Source organism: Arthrobacter sp. UYCo732 (genome assembly GCF_040547265.1).
GTDB lineage: Bacteria > Actinomycetota > Actinomycetes > Actinomycetales > Micrococcaceae > Arthrobacter.
Window position 1 is genome coordinate 62671 of record NZ_JBEPPJ010000007.1, and the last position, 15518, is coordinate 78188.

Consider the following 15518-nt stretch of genomic DNA (forward strand, 5'->3'; position numbering starts at 1 on the left):
ATTGGTTGTCGAAATTTTCGGTGCATGCGGCAGGTCGCCGAGCAATGGCCTTGAGAGACTGCTCAAGCCGCGTTCTGAAGTGTTTGGACTGCGCCGGCAAGAGCATCGGCAAGTGTGACGCCGCCGTCCGGACCGGGCCCGGTCGGGAATTCGCCGGTATGCCATCGAAGCTTGCTAGCGTCGTCGCAGTCCCGGCCATATCTGAAGCCTTCGAGTATCTGGTGCCCCGCTTCAATGTGCGGGATACCGTCCTTGAACCAGTTCGGAAAATCGTGATTCGGAGCAGACCAGCCATTCACGGTCAGGTAGCCGGTATCTATGGGCCACGTGTCGGCTGGCAAATATTGCTCGGACACAATTTCGAACCAGACCCCATCGGCGCTGGGAACTGCTTGGGCGTAGGGTGTCAGTCCTTCGGCGTCCTCGGCGTATTGAATGCTCAGGAATGAGTTCCACGGCATGTTTGCGAGGACCTCACTGATCAGTTCGCCCGCTTTTGCCCAACCTTCCTGGACGTCTTTCTCGGCTCTGATGTGGTTGACAAGGCCGTCGTACTCATCCTCGACTTCTGACGGCATTGCGGCGCCGATCATCGACTCCCAAGCGCCGAAGTGCCTCCTGATGGCGACCACGGACGGGCGATGGCGGCCGGCGGCCATTTCGACAGTCGCCCAACTGTCGTAGCTTGCCACGTCTTTCGGGGAGCCGAAGTAGCGGGACTCTCCTCCAAACCTACGGGCCGCCTCAACAAAATCAGACTTGCTGAAGCTAACTGGGTCCAATGTCGGCTGCAGCCCTGCGGAAGCCAACGCGGTGCCCCAGAACCCTTGGCCCAAGTGGCGCCGCACGGTGCGTGCCGGCACCGGCCAAAGGTCTCCGCGATCGGGCAGTTCGTCTCCGAGGTCCGCCGAGATTGCCTCCGCTATCTCGTCGTAGTCTGAGTACGAGATTCCGGCGTCATCACCGGCGCGGATGGCCTGCGCCGTTGTTTCAATGACCGCCAGGATTTCGGCTGGCTGGCCGTAGGGGCCGCCCGGACCCAGGAAGTTCCGGATCTCGGCGACCGATGAGAGCGGCATCATCCCCAGAGCCAATTCATAATCGGGTTGGACTCCGCGGTGGCGGCCCAGCACGTAGAGCAAGCTGAGCATTTCGATGGGAGGAACAAACTCCACCTCACCCCTATGTAGTTGGTAGGCACGGTGCGCGAGTTCCTTGAACGTGTGCGTAGTCCGGAGCATTTCCTCGGCAATGTCGACGTCGACGGGTGCTCCGAGCGCGGCGAGAACCTTGGGTATATCCACGAAATCGAGCCCGGCTCGGTTGAGCTGTTCGAAGCGTTCGCGCTCTTGGTATAGGGCTGCCAATGTGGCATTGCATCGATTCCGGAGGGCCCTGGACCGCTGCTCCTCGCACCGGTCCGCGACCCGGCTACCGAGGATGTCCAGAAGCGCCCAACTGCTCGTGTTGGCGGCAGCCGCGATGCACCGCAGTGGATCCCCGGCCAGGAAGGATCTGGTTACCTGCCCAATCACGTCGCGCGGGAGAACGTCAGTCTCGGATGAAGGTGTGCTCACGCTCAAAACCCCAGTGATTGTTGCGGCGGGTGGATTGCGCGCCGGACGGCGGATGGCAAGCCGACCAGCAGGGCGCCTTGCTCAGTATCCTCTTCGAGCACGTCGTCGTCCTCGTCCTCATCCTCTTGCGGAAGGATAATCCCCATTGCGGAAGCCCAGGTGCCGTAGTGACGGACGATTTCCACCGCCGAAGGCCGGTCATTCCTCATGGACGCTTCGGAGTAAACCCACCGGTCATAGATGGCAATGCTCATGGGATGCTCAAAACCGATGCATTCCTCCGTGAAACCGTCGAGCGCATCGAAAAAGTCTTTGTCGGTAAACCTGGACTCGGAACCTGGCAGGCTCAGCCCGGCAGCTTGCAGTGCATCGTCCGAGAAGCCATGACCGTAACGGCGTAGCAGCACGAATCCCGGCACCGGCCACTGGCCCTCGGCGGCAACTCTCGTGTTGCCCAGGCGCGAAGAAACCGTCGCCGCCGTTTTCGTGTAGTCCGCATAGGAGATGGTCCGCGCCGCCCTGGCGCGGATGGCGAGCTTGGTAGTTTCCGCCACGGCGGCGAACTCCGCCAGGCGTCGCGGCGGAAAGTTGGGCTGCATGAGTGACCGGAGCGCGGCCAACTCTTCGATCGGCATGGTGCCGAGCGCCAGTTGGCAGTCCGGTTCGATTCCGTGGTGTTTGCCCGCCACGTACAAAAGACGGAGCTTGTCGCCCAAGGTCCGTGGAGGTAGTTCCCTCGCCGTCCGCTCGGAAGCGACTCCGGGAATGTGCACGAGCTCGACGGCGACTTACACGTCGATGGCCGTCTGCAGCGCTTTCAGGACCTTCGGCGTATCAGACCAGGCAATCCCGGCGCCGTTCAGCCGGTACAGCAGGACGCGGTTCTTGTAAAGAAATTCGTCCATGGCCTGGCTCCGGCGTCGGACGGATCTCGCGCGCTGTAGCTCAAGGTGGCTGGCTGGTTGCGTGGCCAAGAAATTGCAGAGTTCGTCGACCGTGCAGCCCAGATCGGCGGCGATGGCGCGGAGAGGTTCACCGGCGGCGTACGCGTCGCCCGCTGGTTCACTGCGCATCATGGCCTCACGCTGTTCCCGACTGAGTTCAGGAGTTGTAGTCATGCTCACAGTCCTACCAGTAACGGCCGACATTGTTGGGCAGGTGATGATCTTTGCCCCGCGGTCGCGGGACCGCGGATCGGGCGAACGCTCAGACGCTCTCCACAGCGGTGGCTGCAGCCTCCGCGGTTGCTTCCGTGCGCTGCGGGTCGTAGCCGTCAAACATGTACTGACGCAATACCTGTGATCGCGATGGATGGCAGAGCTTCTTCATTGTCTTGACTTCGATCTGCCGGATCCTTTCCCGGGTGACGCCATAAACCTTGCCGATTGCGTCCAAAGTCTTTTCCTGGCCATCAGTCATCCCGAAGCGCATAGCAATAATTCCTGCCTCACGGTCCTCAAGTGTGTCCAGAACAGCACGCAGCTGTTCCTGCATAGCTACTTGAAAGAGCGGATCCGTCACGTCCAGCTCAAACGGATCGGCCAGCTGTTCGGCGAGCGATTCGGTTCCTCCTCGGCCATCGGGAACTTGCATATCCAGCGAGTAGATCGCCTTGTCCAAGGTCAGAAGGTAATCAACTTTCTCGACTGAGTTGTCCGTGAGGCGGCCAAGATCTTCATTGGTGCATGAGGATCCATTCATTACGGCAGTACGCTGCTCCGACTGGAGCTTCTGAATCTGCTCCACAATGTGGACAGGCAAACGGATAAGACGTGCCTGATCGGCCAAAGCCCGGGTGATGGCCTGGCGAATCCACCAAGTTGCGTAGGTTGAGAATTTGAAACCCAGGGTGAAATCGAACTTGCAGACCGCCCGGTGCAACCCCAGGTTGCCCTCTTGAATGAGATCCAGGAAGTCGAGCCCGCGATTTGTGTGGTTCTTGGCTATCGACACGACCAACCGAAGATTCGCATTTAGCAGCGTGTCAGCGGCTCGCTTGCCGAGCAGCGCAAGGAATTCAAGTTCACGGGTCTCGCGCCGCGGCCGCGGCGCATCTTTGTCCAGGAGGAGCTGCTCCGCGTAAAGGCCTGCTTCGACTTCCTGAGCCAGTTCCACTTCCCGCTCAGCAGTCAGCAATTCGTGGCGGCCCAGCCGACGGAGATAGTCAGCGACGGCGTCATCCGTGACGCCATCACTGCCGGCGAGCTGTTCAGGCCACTCGTCGTCTTCCAAATCAAAACCCGTTGGCTCGGCATCGTCTTGGGGTTCTTCATGTGGCGGCTCGGGAGACGCCTGGGGCTGCTCCCCACCAGCGATCGGACCCACCTCGCGGAAGGGCGGAAGTTCGGGTTTGGGCTCGGCCACAATCTGGTGGAGAAATCTCTGCAGCCGGTCCAAGTCGGTCCTGATGTCGAAGAACTCGACATTGCGGGCGAACGGAAGCACGCGGCCCAGAAACTCTTCGCCTTGGACATCGGGGTCCTCGACAGTGCCCTTCGAGTACAGGACAACCAATCGCCCGACCCGTCCGTCGGCCTTCTTGCGGATGACGCGTCCGAGTCGCTGGACCATCTGCCGCTGGCTGCGATTGGCCGCGACGATGACGCCGAGGTCAGCTTCGGGCACGTCGATGCCTTCATCGAGCAGCCTAGGCGCAGCGAGGATTTGCGAAGTGCCGTTGCGGAAGTCCTCCATGCCCTGCCGGCGTTCATCCTTGGCCATGCCGCTGAAAATGGCGGAAGCCTTGGAGCCCATTGCCGTGTACAGCTCCTGGGCACGCCGTGCGGACTCTTGAGTTTGGGTAAACACCAGCGTGCCGCGGGAGGTGTCCACGGTTTCCTTGAGCGCCGCCAGGGCGTGGTATTTCGTCCGGGCCTCTGCCAGCAAAGTGAGCCTGGACGCCATTGCCCGCATGTACTTCCGCGCAATCGTCGATTCCCGAGTGATGGAGTCTGACCCAGCCAGCGCGGCGACTGCGGCAATGAACTGGTGGAACGGCCGCCGGGGGATCCCGGCGTAGGTCTCCAGGTTGCGCGCCGCTTCCAGCATGGTGTTCGAGAGGTCGTCGTAGTTGACCCTCTCCGCGGGCGTGAGTTCAACACCGACGAGGGCAATGTCGAACGGCGCAATGACATTGTCTTTTAGCGCGCGGTCGTACCAAAGCTTGTAGACGACTCCGCCGAAATAGGGCGACAAGACCGTCTCGTGCTCTCCGTCCGACCGCTCGTACGTGGCGGTCAGTCCGAGTCGCCAGGCGAATCCTTCTTGAAGAGCCCCGGTGAACATGGGGGCGGCGTAGCGGTGGCATTCGTCCGCGATGATCAGCCCGGCCTTGTGGCTTCGCAGCGTCTCGCGGTTGGACGCCGAATGGACAATCGCCACCAGAATGTCCACCTGATCGAGTGAATCTGTGCGGCCATCGCCGAGCGCTCCCCGGCGGGCCCGGGGAAGGTCGCGCTGGATGGAGGACAGCCATTGACGCTGGAGCTCCGCGGTGGGGACAAGGATCAAGACCTTGATTCCCTGGCGGACGGCTTCAAAAGCCGCAGCGATGCCGACACGGGTCTTACCTGATCCGGTGACCGCTTCCACGACCCCGCGCCGAGCATTTGAATGCCAGGCCTTCAGAGCTTCCTGTTGCCACGAGTACAAGAATGCGTAGTCGTAAGAAGTTGGGACAGCGGCAGCCGCAGCAGACTCGGCGTCCCCATTCATCACCTCGTGGATCAGGTCAGTCAATTAATCCCCCATTTGGACTGTTCAAGCTCGTGAAAGCAGACTACTTGGCCGGTGTGACACTATTCACTCGGTCCGTCGGCACCGCGCCGAGCAGCCTAAGAAACAGCGGGTTCGGATTCGTCCCTGGCAGCACCCCGCGCACATCTTCCAGCGCCTCCAACGGAGTGATCCCCGCGACCCGAGCCCCATACAAGGCCGCCACAGTCGGCGTCCGGGACTCCGCCCGGACGCAGTGCAGCAGCACGGTCTTGCCCTCCGCACGGAAGCGTTCGACGGCGGCCGCCGCGTCGCGCAGCGCAAACGCGGCATGCGCGTTGTCCTTCTCAATAGGGGAGTCGATGACCCAGAGCGTGGCGTGGTCCTCCGGTGCAACACACGGCGCGTCCAAAGTCCCCAGCCGGCACAGCGACACCACGGCGTCGATCCCCAACTCGGCGACCTGCGAAAGCGATCTGACGCCGCCCAGCCAGACGCCGTCGTCGTAGGGGTGCCGGACCAGCGCATCGGTGCGGCCCCACATGCTGTAGTCCTGGCGCTCGGCGCGCGGCCAGGATGCGGGCCGGCGCCCCTCGCCGCGGCCCAGTTCCATGCCGAGCATCATCAGGTCGCGGGCCCGCAGCCCGGGCCACCCATGAAGACGTCGCCGCCACTCAAAGGGCACGGCCGTGTAGCCGTGGGCGCCACCCAGCAGTCCGCCCGCAATGGCGGCAACAGTGTCGGTATCCCGGCCGCCGCGCACTGCTTCCTCCAGCGCGGCCCGCAGGTGCGCCGGGCCGGAGGCCGACAAACCCGCACAGTGGATGGCACTCCAGGCGCCCTGGAAGGCCTCGACCACCCAGCCGTTGCGGCTGAAGTCCCGCGGCCGGCACCGCTCGGCCACCTCGATCCGGTCCCGCCACAGCGCGGCCCGCTCGGGTGACAGCAGCGGCAGCCCGACGCGCACATCGAGAATCCCGCTCAGCACCGCCTCCCGGATGGCCACGCACCAGAGCCCGCAGGCTTCCTGCGCGTCCGGGTCGGCGTGGGTCAGCGCGCTGAGCACCCCCGCCTCAGCCATCAAGGACGCTGGGTCCCGGTCGAGGTACGCCAGCGCCAGCGGGGCGGTGCGCATCAGCGAGCCGTTGCCGGCGCTGCGGCCGGTGCGGGCGTGGAAGTCCGCGGCGGCGGTGCTGAAGTCGGCGGCAGTCACCTCGCTCCGCCCGGAGTCGGAGGCCAGCCGGCGGGCGGCGGCGATGACGGCACTCGTCTGGGCGCCCACGTCCTTGGCATCGGCGGCCCATGCCGTCCAGGCCCGGACCACCATGGTGAGCGCCGCGGGGGAGGAGGACCCGGCGTCGGACGCCGCCTCCAGCAACGCCTGCGCGATCGGGACGGCCATGGACGTGTCGTCGGTCCACTCGGCCGGCGCGAACCCGAACGGGCCGCCGCCTTTCATGGTGACCGCAGCTCCGTCCGGCAGCGGCGCGCCGAACTCGTAGCCGGCGCCGAGGGCGTCGCCGGCGGCCAGGGCAACAAGAACGCCGGCCGCGCGGTCATTCTGCAAGGGGGTCAGTTTCATGCTAGCTCCATCAGGGGGTGTTGGGTGTTCCAGCCGGTCAGGTGGGCCAGCTGGGGGCGGCGGGCGGGAAGTTCGAAGGCGATGCCCGCGGCGGACACCGGACCGGCGGCCCCGGAGACGTTGCGGCTCCGGAGCGCACCGTGGCTCCGGACTTCAACCGCCGCGGCGCAGCCGTCGAACGCGCCGAAGTCCAGCGCCTGGACGCGGGCGGCGAAGTCGCGGGCCCGCTGGCCCGGCATGGGACCGGAGGCCAGCGCCAGGGGTGGGAGGAGCTCCAGGTCCAGCAGTGCGGAGTCGATCAGCTGTTTGTAGTGCCGGCGGAACAGCGTGCCGGTGCCGAAGACCTCCAGGAGCAGCGGCTGCGTGCCCAGCCCGATGACGACGCCGCGCTGGCCCTCCAGCAGTGCGGGGGCATTGGCGGCGTCGAAGCGGTTGTGCGCGTTGTCCTTGACCAGGTCCAGGTGGTCCAGCAGGGAGCTGGTTACCGATGCGCCGCGGGCCGCGTCGAAGCGGCTGACCCGCTCCCAGATCCGCCCCTGCCGGTCGCCGCGGCGCCGGTCCTCGAGGCCGTTGGCCAGCTCGGACCGGACGTTCAGCGGTGCGCGCCGCGCCTGCCGGCGGTGGCTGGACTGGCCGGCTTCCCAGCGGCCGGCCTCGACGCAGAAGGTGTCGATGTCGCGGGTTTCGCCGGGGCCCAGGACGACGTCGCGGGCGCAGGTCCGGTGCTGCTGGCCGCCTTCGAGCAGCTCGCCTTCCAGCAGCAGCGCCGGATGCGGGCCGTTGTTGGTGACGGTGAGCCGGGCGACCTGGGGGCCGCTGGCGAGTTCGGTCACGGCGACCTCGGCGTGGGTGCCGGTGCTGATGCCGAGGCTGCCGGGGCCGGACGTCCAGACGGGAAAGATGCTGAGCGGGCCAAGCCTGCTGCCGGCGCCGACGTGGAGCTGGGGGACTTTCATGGTGAACCTCCGGATGATTTAGATCAGTTCTGCGCTAATTGGTTCCAGTATGCACGGCTTGCATCTTTAGCGCAATACTGCAATAAATAATCCTGTGAAGGATTCCCAGAACGGCCCCGGAACGTCCCTGCTCGACTACCCGCGCCCCTCGGTGGCGGTGGATACGGCGGTGTTGACGGTGGCGGAGGGTTCCGTCTGCGTGCTGCTGGTGCGGCGGGCGGAGGACCACCAGCACGGGCGGTGGGCGCTGCCGGGCACGTTCCTGCGGGAGCGCGAGACCCTGGCGGACGCGGTGCTGCGCTGCCTGTGGGAGAAGGCAGGGATCTCCGGGCGGGTGCCGCGGCAGCTGCAGGTCTTCGACGACCCGGCGCGCGACGACCGCGGCTGGGTGCTGTCGGTGGCGCACGTGGACGTGGTCCCGCTGGCAGCGTTGGAGGCGGCGTTAGCGTCCGACGGCGTGCGGCTGGCCTCCGTGACCGGGGAACCGGTGCTGATCGCAGGGTTGCCCTACGGCCACGCGGAGATCGTGGCGAAGGCCGTGGAGTGGCTGGGCGCTGCCTACGCGGAGGCCCCGGATCCGGGGAAGCTCCTGGATGAGCCGTTCACACTGAAGGATTTGCGCGAGCTGCACGAGGCGGTGGCGGGCGAAACCCTCATGCGCGACACGTTCCGGCGTTTTATGGAGCCGAAGCTGTCGGGGACGGGGCAGATGTCCGACGGGACGCGGGGGAGGCCGTCGCGGTTGTGGGTGCGAGGTGCATCCCTAGCATGAGCCCGCACTCCCGTCGGTTACGTCGACCCGAAATAGTGCCCCGGGGGTCGGAGAAACGCCGGACTATTTGACGTATCTGCCCTAAACAGCGGCGGAGGAGGTTTAGTGCCCTAACCAGGCTAATCTGCGAAGGGGCATATATAAAGCCTGCGACAGGGGGACAAATAGACCCACGCCACGGAGAACAATTGGGAGGATCTGCCGGCATCTGTCATGCTCGTCGCATGATGACATCACTACCTTGGGCCAGAAGTCGTGGTTTTGGTCGGCTTCTCGCGAAAGAGACAAACATATCGGACTTGCTGCAGTTCCTGAGTGATCTTGACAGTAGGCCTTGGGTGGATTTTGTTGGGTTTGTTCCGGCAGAAGTGAGGCGCGAGGAATTTGCTTCGAATAATGCGGACCTCCTGTTGATCGGTGAAGACGGGCGACGGGCCGTAATCGAAGTGAAGCTGGGTCACAATTTGGGCGATAAGCAGCAGGCAGGCTATGAGAAGCTCCCGGACGAAACAGGGCTTTACCTCGCGGCACTGACCGTAGACGCAGCGCGTTTGGCAGAGGGGTTGGCGAGCCGTTGGAGCTTCCTTAGCCTCGCAGAGCTCTTTGCGGCCTGGACGGGCGGAGCTGATGTTGTGGCGCGCACGGTCGCAGCACAGGTTGCGCGGATCCTAAGTGAATGGGATGACGACGTCGCCGCGGTGCTTACGCCGTATGAGGAAGCCGGAGCCAAACCTCTGGCTGCGCTGAATCAAAAGTTTCTCGCACGAGGCCTCACCCGACAAATCGAATTTGATCTTCGGGGTCGCGGGCTGCTTGCCTCGGCAGGAGTGACCAGCGGAGGAGGTCTGCCGCTCGTCCAAGCGTGGAGGCCCATCAGGGACGAGGGGGACGACAGATGTTTCATGGCTGAAGTCCGATGGTGGGACGGAAAGCCAGGAGGCGAACTGAGGTTCGGTGTCGACTTCTGGCCCCGCCCGGGCCAGCTTGAAAATGAGGATGTCCGGCGGGCGGCCTTCGACTTGGCATGCAGTATGGACAGTTTCATTGAATTCGCGGCCATAAGTACGCACCTAGCGAATGCTAATCCTCGGCTAGCCGGGTTACTCGACCGAAAGACTATGGCCCGCCCATCTGGAAAGGGCGACTGGGAGCAGGTTATCCTCCACGGCTTCGCGGGGGCAGTCCTCCCAGGCGGTAAGAGGAACACCCGACGGAGTACACAGCCAGCATTCTATGGTGATGGGGCACTGCGATTTCAGGCCATTGTGGATATCGACTTCATGAAAGCAGGCGGTCGAGACGTTACAGAACTGCTGGAGGCGACCTTGGCTTACCTGGTGGAGAAACAACCTAGGTAAATGCTCGCCGGTTCAGGGATGACATCCGTGATCTTCGAAGTCGGCGCTAGTAAGTAACAATGTGTTGCGTTTGCCGCTGCTACGCGCGTCTTCGTTGGTTTCTCCGCGCTCGACAAGTACGTTCGACTTGAAGAGGTCAAGGCTTCGGAATCATCAACAATTTGGGGGAGATGCAATGAGTACATCGCAAAGTGAATTCGCTACCGTCCGTTCTATCTATTCCGACTTCGTCGAGTACCAAAATTTGGATAAGGAAGATGGGGCCGAGCCCGTTGACGGAACAATCTACGCGATCGACACCAACGTTCTCCTGAACCTCTATAAGTATTCACGAAAAAATGCCGATGAAATGATCGGTGCCCTCACCAAAATGTCGAACGTGCTATTTGTCCCTCACCAGACCCTGCACGAGTTCTGGTCTCGACTTGAGGACGTGCGGAAAGGGGATCACCATGGGGAAGCGGCTGGCAAGGTCGGCGCGGCTTCTGCCGAGGTGAAGCGGACGGTCGAAACGTGGCTGTCGCGAACGGGCCTTAGCCGCGCAACCGTGGACGCCGCGAGCAACATCCAGGACTCCCTCAAAGAAATGCTGAACGCTACCGCCCGGTTGCAGGACATCATCAATGAAACGCAGCAGGAATCTGCAAAAGGCAGTTCAGGGATCATCGATGCCCTGGAAAACATTCTCAGGGGTAGGGTCGGGCCTACGCCCGACCCTGAGACCCGTCAGCAACTGCTTGAGGTTTTCCGTCGCCGGGTTGCCGATGGCATTCCTCCGGGAAATCGCGATGCTGAATTGAAGAACGGCAAGACAGACAAGGCTGCGGGTGATTTCCTCATCTGGCGGCAGTGCCTAGACGAGGCGCGGAGGCGAAAGGAAAAGGAAGGTCGAGCCTTCGACTTGACCCTAATCACAAACGACTTGAAGGACGACTGGGTACGTGACAAGAGCGGGCCGAGACCGCTCGCCCATCGGCTTCTATTGCGTGAATACGCCGAACAGGTCGGTGGAGTTTTCCGCATCGCCACCTTCCTTAACTTGCTGGACACTGCATCGGACCACTTCGGCGCCACCGTGTCAGAGGAAGCCAGGGCTCAGGTCCAAGAGGTCAACCGTACAGACGTAGCCGGATGGACAGCCGACAGCGCATCGGTATATCTGAAGATTCTGTGGAATGGCTACAAGGATCAGCTCGCGGTTCTCCTGGCCTCGTATTGTGTTGCCCGCGATGAAGCCCCGCCGCTGACCATGGACGAAGCCCGGAAGATCTCTGGCCGTGACCACATGGCGGGCTTTGCCAGGCCCTTTAAGACCGTTCTCACTACAGATCGATTTCTGGCAGCTGATGAGGCCGAAATTACGATCCCAATGCTGAGCCGCGAGTTCGACGAAGAGCTGAACGATTACGTCTACAAACTCCAAGGTGATCCCATTTCAGCGCTTGGTGAGGCTATTGCTAGCGACGCAGATTTCGAAGCGAAGCTTATCGATATCAGCCAGCAAATCGAGACCATTCGCGAAGGACGTTGAACATTGAGCGTCACCTGCCGCCTCGTCCTCGTGTGTGACGTATATGCCATGGAAGCGCCGAAAAACTCCGACGGAGAATGGCGTGTGGGCCCGTTCGTCGAGACGTACACCGATCATACGGGTCGTGGTGTAAGTACTGATGGGGCAACCAGGGCCACAAATTTCCCCGTGAGCCTTGCAGACAGGTTGTTTGGCAAGACCAACGCGCCCTCAGGTCAGGTTCGCTTCTCCACGGCAGCTCTTAACGTCTCCTGGAATACCGATGTCCAGCCAATTTTGTCAGGGCAGGCGTCATTACGGCACGCGGAATTATTGCTATCTGAACCTAGTGCCCCGGGCCAGGACAGCAACCGGCCGGGCATCTTGGCATTGCACTTCGAAGTCACGGCGCCCAGCTTCGCTGATGCAGTACAGGTCACAAACCTCCTGGCTCGCCAGCGCGGTGGGATGGGGGCCTCGCCGATCCACGGTGCTCTGACTTACGAGCGGCTACGAAGGTTACACCCCGAGCTCTGCCGAGGACTCGTTTTCCCTACGGACGGCGAAGTCGGAGCAGAAACCGAATCCACCATCTTCTCCATGATCCTGATTGACCAGATGACCGTCGGGGATGCGGACCCGGGGATGCTCAGTATCAAACAGGCGTACAGTGCGGCGTCCTGCCAGAACATCGAGCGTTTGCATGCTTCTGGTGAGGCATTGGATCGAGCGTCAAAATCCGTTTTGCAGATCAGCAAAAGTTGGAGTGCTCTATTCCTGCGGCACGGAGCATCGTTTGTGGTCCACACCGGCGTGCAGGATCCATTCCGCAGCTTCATGCCGATCTATTTTGGGACTTTGTACACCGACGCCCTCATGCTGGTCCGTCTTCAATTGCTAATCGTGCGGCAGGTGGAAATCGCCGCCGTGTCGTTGCTGGAAAGGGCGGCGGCGAATCCGCATCTTGGTTCCGTGTCAGAGGACTTTGAGAACCTTGACCGCCAGCTCGCTATCAATTCAGCTCGGTATTGGATGCGGCGTTCTGAGTCGAATGCCGGTAACTCGATCAAGATCATCCACGCAATTCAAGACGCCATGTCGTTCCCCCTGCGCCTGGGCGCACTGGACGCCCACATTGACGGGCTGGCTCGAATATCGGATGCCGATGCCAAGAAGCAGTCCCTGGACGCCCAAAAGAAATTGACTAAAATCGTAACGCTATTGGGCTCCATCGCCATCCCAGTCACTTTTGCTACCGATCTGTTCCAGGTCCTTGACTTGCCGGTCACACCCCTCAGCATCTGCGGGTTGGCGGTGGGCATCTTCTTGCTCGGTGGAGTCACGTGGTGGGGACTCAGACGCCATTTGTCCCGCTCTTGAATGAAGCAAATGGAGTCTGAAGGCGCACATAGATGATCGTGCCTCGGGCGGTCGCTTTCAGATGACCTCAAATCGCGGCAGGCGATGGTGTTCAGCAACCAGCAACCAGCACCCCGAGACCCTTTGGATGAGGCAAAGTCCATGGTCGGTAGCAGTCAATCTCGAGACTGAATCTAAGCCGCAAGTCTTTGACCAGCCCGGGCGCCATGACCGCGGTTGGGTGGGGTGCGGGGCAGGGAGCAGGAGGCGCCCCGCGTCGCACTCTCCGTCAGGGCGACACTATTTATCAGATGTCAACCCCCAGTGCCGAGGGCATGCGCGCTCCGCGTCCCCCGCCCCGCACCCAATGATGCGGTCGCATGGCTTCGCTCAAGCCTGCATTCCAAGCTCTTCTAGTGCGGCATCGATAACGCTCCAAACTTCCGCAGTGTCAACTGAACGTTCGTGACGCGAGAGCACCAAGAGCTGCTGTCGCAGGTCGTCTTCGGCCTTGGTCAGCCCGCGGTTGTAGGCGGGAGCTAGCAGATAGGAGTGGTTGTCCGTGGCGTAGGCGGCCATCATGTCCAGGAAGATCTCCAGTTCCCTCCCGGCCGTAGCGACCGCCGTTTGGACCGAGGCCTGGGCGGATCCCGTTGCAGGCGCGCTCCCCGACATGGGAAGGATGTCGAGCCTGCCTTCCCAGACGAGATTCTGCAGGGGCTCGTGAAAGAGCGACAGCACCGTGCCCATCTGGTGGTTCTTGGAAACGTCGTGCGGAAGCGCACGCCTGACGTCGTGGACGATTTCGTGGAAATGATCGTCAGCAAGGCCGAAGCCAACAAATAGCAAATGATGCGTCAGCAGATGTGCCTTGACCAGCGCGGAAAGCGCGTCCCTGTTGCTGTTGTAGCCGAGGTAGTCGTCACGGGTGAGCACGATGCTGTCAGGCTGAGTTACTGAGCCGTGGAGCTTAAGGAGCCAGTCGTTGCCGACCGCGGGAACGTTTTCTGGCAGCACTGTTCGCGGCTTTTGGGCATCCTCGCAGGCTGTCTCGAACAGCCTGTCGTAGTTCAAAGTGATGGCACCGGCTGAGGGCAGGGTAGCAAGCAGCGCGGGTGCCAACCCATATCTTGGCAGATCGACAGCACCTGCGACGGCTTTGCCGAAGGCTTCCGGAGAGCCGTGCTGATCGGCGTACAGCTGTTCGAGCACGCCCGCCTGGTCAAGTGCACCCAGTGCCTTGAAAGCGGCTTCCTCCGCCGCCTTCAGATGTACGCCCGACCTCAGCTTGTCGAGGAGTCGGCTCCAGCTTGGAGCTCCGGCGCTTACGCTGACGCCGGCTCCAAAAAAGGGAACCAAGTGCCCAGAGCGGGCTTCCTGTCCCAGTGACTCGGCCTTCTCATGCAGGCGGTCACCGAGGGACGGCCACGACGAGTCACTCGATACCTCCCGCCTCAGTTTTTGAGCCAGCGAGAAAGCCGCTCTGTCTCGGAGGACAAGGACAAGGTCCACGCGGTAGGTGCCGGCCAATTGGCTACAGGCATCGAGAATCGTGCGGAGGGCGGCGCCAAGGTGGTTGCCGGCGCCGCCCCCGGCTGTTCCGAAGAAGGGCAAGGCCAGGAGTCGATAAGGTCGGTTATCTGGATCCGGAACGGCAGACATCGCACTGGCCACGAACGCTTCAAGCCGTTCAACGACGACGGCGGGTCCCCAACCGCCGTCGACGGGGACGGCAGTCAGAATGGGCAATGGTTCCGATGGGTCCCACGGCCGGATTGGCTCGGCCAGCGCGACTCCCTCTCGGAACTCAGCCGAGGACGAGCCAGACGCAAGCTTCCGTATCTCGGGATGAGCTTTGAGCCAGTGCTGCTCGATACGAACGCTGGCATCCGTTGGCAATAGCCATGCATCACATCTGAGATTCAAGATGTCGGCCATGGCTACGAAAACATGAGGCTGAGTCATGCCTTCTGTTTATCAGAACAGCGAGGCAAAGCCGCTTCTCGGTTCCGGCTGTGCGCCAACGTGCCGGTTGTCGAGCGCCAATTGAACCAGCACTCTGGCCCCGGAGTGGCACCTCCGGGACGGAGCTTACAGAACTGCCCGCAATATCCGTTCTCGATTCCTTTCGAAGGCCGCAGCGCCATTACCGTCGGGTGCGGGAACGCGGATTATGGGTGGGTGTCCCATCGCCGGAGTGGCGAGATCGCGCAGTGCGTCGTAATACGCGCGCTGCCGCTGCCGGCCGCCCGGGCCGAAGGCCGCCGCAGTTTTCGTCTGGCGGTACTTGTCGGCTTTAGGAGCGAACTGGCGGCAGAGTTCTTGATACTCCGTGGCTTCGAAATCCAGGGGATAACGGGCTGGGTAGTAGTCGAATGACTGCAGCCGGAAGCTGGTGAAGTGCTGTAGTTCGTCGATCTCAATGATCGTTCCGGTCTCAACGTGGATGAAGTCGCCGGGCAACGCCGTCATTCGTTTAGCTGCTTGCTCACTGGCTTTACCTCCAAGCGACAAAAAGATGTCACTCAGCGGACTGGTCACGTCGGAAGCTCGGTCGGGCAAACCGAAGTGCCCCCTTTGATTGAGCCACGGTACCTTGCACCGCGCGAATTCCACACCCTCACGGCGAGCGGCTTCCAGAAACGCATTCTCACAATCCCCCACAGGCATGGAGCAAGCATAAAGGGCTG

Annotated in this window: 12 protein-coding genes; 4 read left to right on the plus strand and 8 right to left on the minus strand. The window is 62.2% G+C overall.

The window, feature by feature from the left end; translation table 11 throughout:
• Positions 1 to 62 precede the first annotated feature (62 nt).
• From ABIB45_RS11700 to ABIB45_RS11725, 6 genes are all read right to left on the minus strand, one after another.
• Positions 63 to 1577, minus strand: coding sequence for a TY-Chap domain-containing protein (locus tag ABIB45_RS11700; RefSeq protein WP_354216024.1), 1515 nt, complete (start codon positions 1575 to 1577; stop codon positions 63 to 65).
• 2 nt (positions 1578 to 1579) lie between these two features.
• Complete coding sequence (locus ABIB45_RS11705; RefSeq protein WP_354216025.1) at positions 1580 to 2350, minus strand: hypothetical protein; 771 nt, start codon at positions 2348 to 2350, stop codon at positions 1580 to 1582.
• 15 nt (positions 2351 to 2365) lie between these two features.
• A complete protein-coding gene (locus ABIB45_RS11710; protein ID WP_354216026.1) occupies positions 2366 to 2695 on the minus strand; it encodes a hypothetical protein in 330 nt (109 codons plus the stop codon).
• 88 nt (positions 2696 to 2783) lie between these two features.
• Complete coding sequence (locus ABIB45_RS11715) at positions 2784 to 5315, minus strand: sigma-70 family RNA polymerase sigma factor (protein WP_354216027.1); 2532 nt, start codon at positions 5313 to 5315, stop codon at positions 2784 to 2786.
• 40 nt (positions 5316 to 5355) lie between these two features.
• A complete protein-coding gene (locus tag ABIB45_RS11720) occupies positions 5356 to 6873 on the minus strand; it encodes an ADP-ribosylglycohydrolase family protein (RefSeq protein WP_354216028.1) in 1518 nt (505 codons plus the stop codon).
• Positions 6870 to 7829: an ARPP-1 family domain-containing protein gene (locus ABIB45_RS11725; protein ID WP_354216029.1), complete on the minus strand. Its 960-nt coding sequence runs from the start codon at positions 7827 to 7829 to the stop codon at positions 6870 to 6872. The genes ABIB45_RS11720 and ABIB45_RS11725 overlap by 4 nt, the downstream gene beginning before the upstream one ends.
• Positions 7830 to 7923: 94 nt before the next feature.
• Here ABIB45_RS11725 and ABIB45_RS11730 point away from each other — a divergent pair, with 94 nt between their 5' ends.
• From ABIB45_RS11730 to ABIB45_RS11745, 4 genes are all read left to right on the plus strand, one after another.
• A complete protein-coding gene (locus ABIB45_RS11730) occupies positions 7924 to 8601 on the plus strand; it encodes an NUDIX domain-containing protein (protein ID WP_354216030.1) in 678 nt (225 codons plus the stop codon).
• Between the two features lie 224 nt (positions 8602 to 8825).
• Positions 8826 to 9959, plus strand: coding sequence for a hypothetical protein (locus ABIB45_RS11735; protein ID WP_354216031.1), 1134 nt, complete (start codon positions 8826 to 8828; stop codon positions 9957 to 9959).
• A gap of 175 nt (positions 9960 to 10134) precedes the next feature.
• The gene (locus ABIB45_RS11740; RefSeq protein ID WP_354216032.1) at positions 10135 to 11490 is read left to right on the plus strand and encodes a PIN-like domain-containing protein; all 1356 of its coding nucleotides are present in this window, start codon (positions 10135 to 10137) and stop codon (positions 11488 to 11490) included.
• 168 nt (positions 11491 to 11658) lie between these two features.
• On the plus strand, positions 11659 to 12849 hold the full coding sequence (locus tag ABIB45_RS11745; protein WP_354216033.1) for a hypothetical protein: 1191 nt from the start codon (positions 11659 to 11661) through the stop codon (positions 12847 to 12849).
• Between the two features lie 369 nt (positions 12850 to 13218).
• Here ABIB45_RS11745 and ABIB45_RS11750 read toward each other — a convergent pair whose 3' ends face one another.
• Together ABIB45_RS11750 and ABIB45_RS11755 are read right to left on the minus strand one after the other, a co-directional pair.
• Positions 13219 to 14766 carry an SIR2 family NAD-dependent protein deacylase gene (locus tag ABIB45_RS11750; RefSeq protein WP_354216034.1) on the minus strand — a complete coding sequence of 516 codons (1548 nt, stop codon included), beginning with the start codon at positions 14764 to 14766 and terminating at the stop codon, positions 13219 to 13221.
• 153 nt (positions 14767 to 14919) lie between these two features.
• Positions 14920 to 15498, minus strand: coding sequence for a DUF7255 family protein (locus ABIB45_RS11755; protein ID WP_354216035.1), 579 nt, complete (start codon positions 15496 to 15498; stop codon positions 14920 to 14922).
• Positions 15499 to 15518 lie beyond the last annotated feature (20 nt).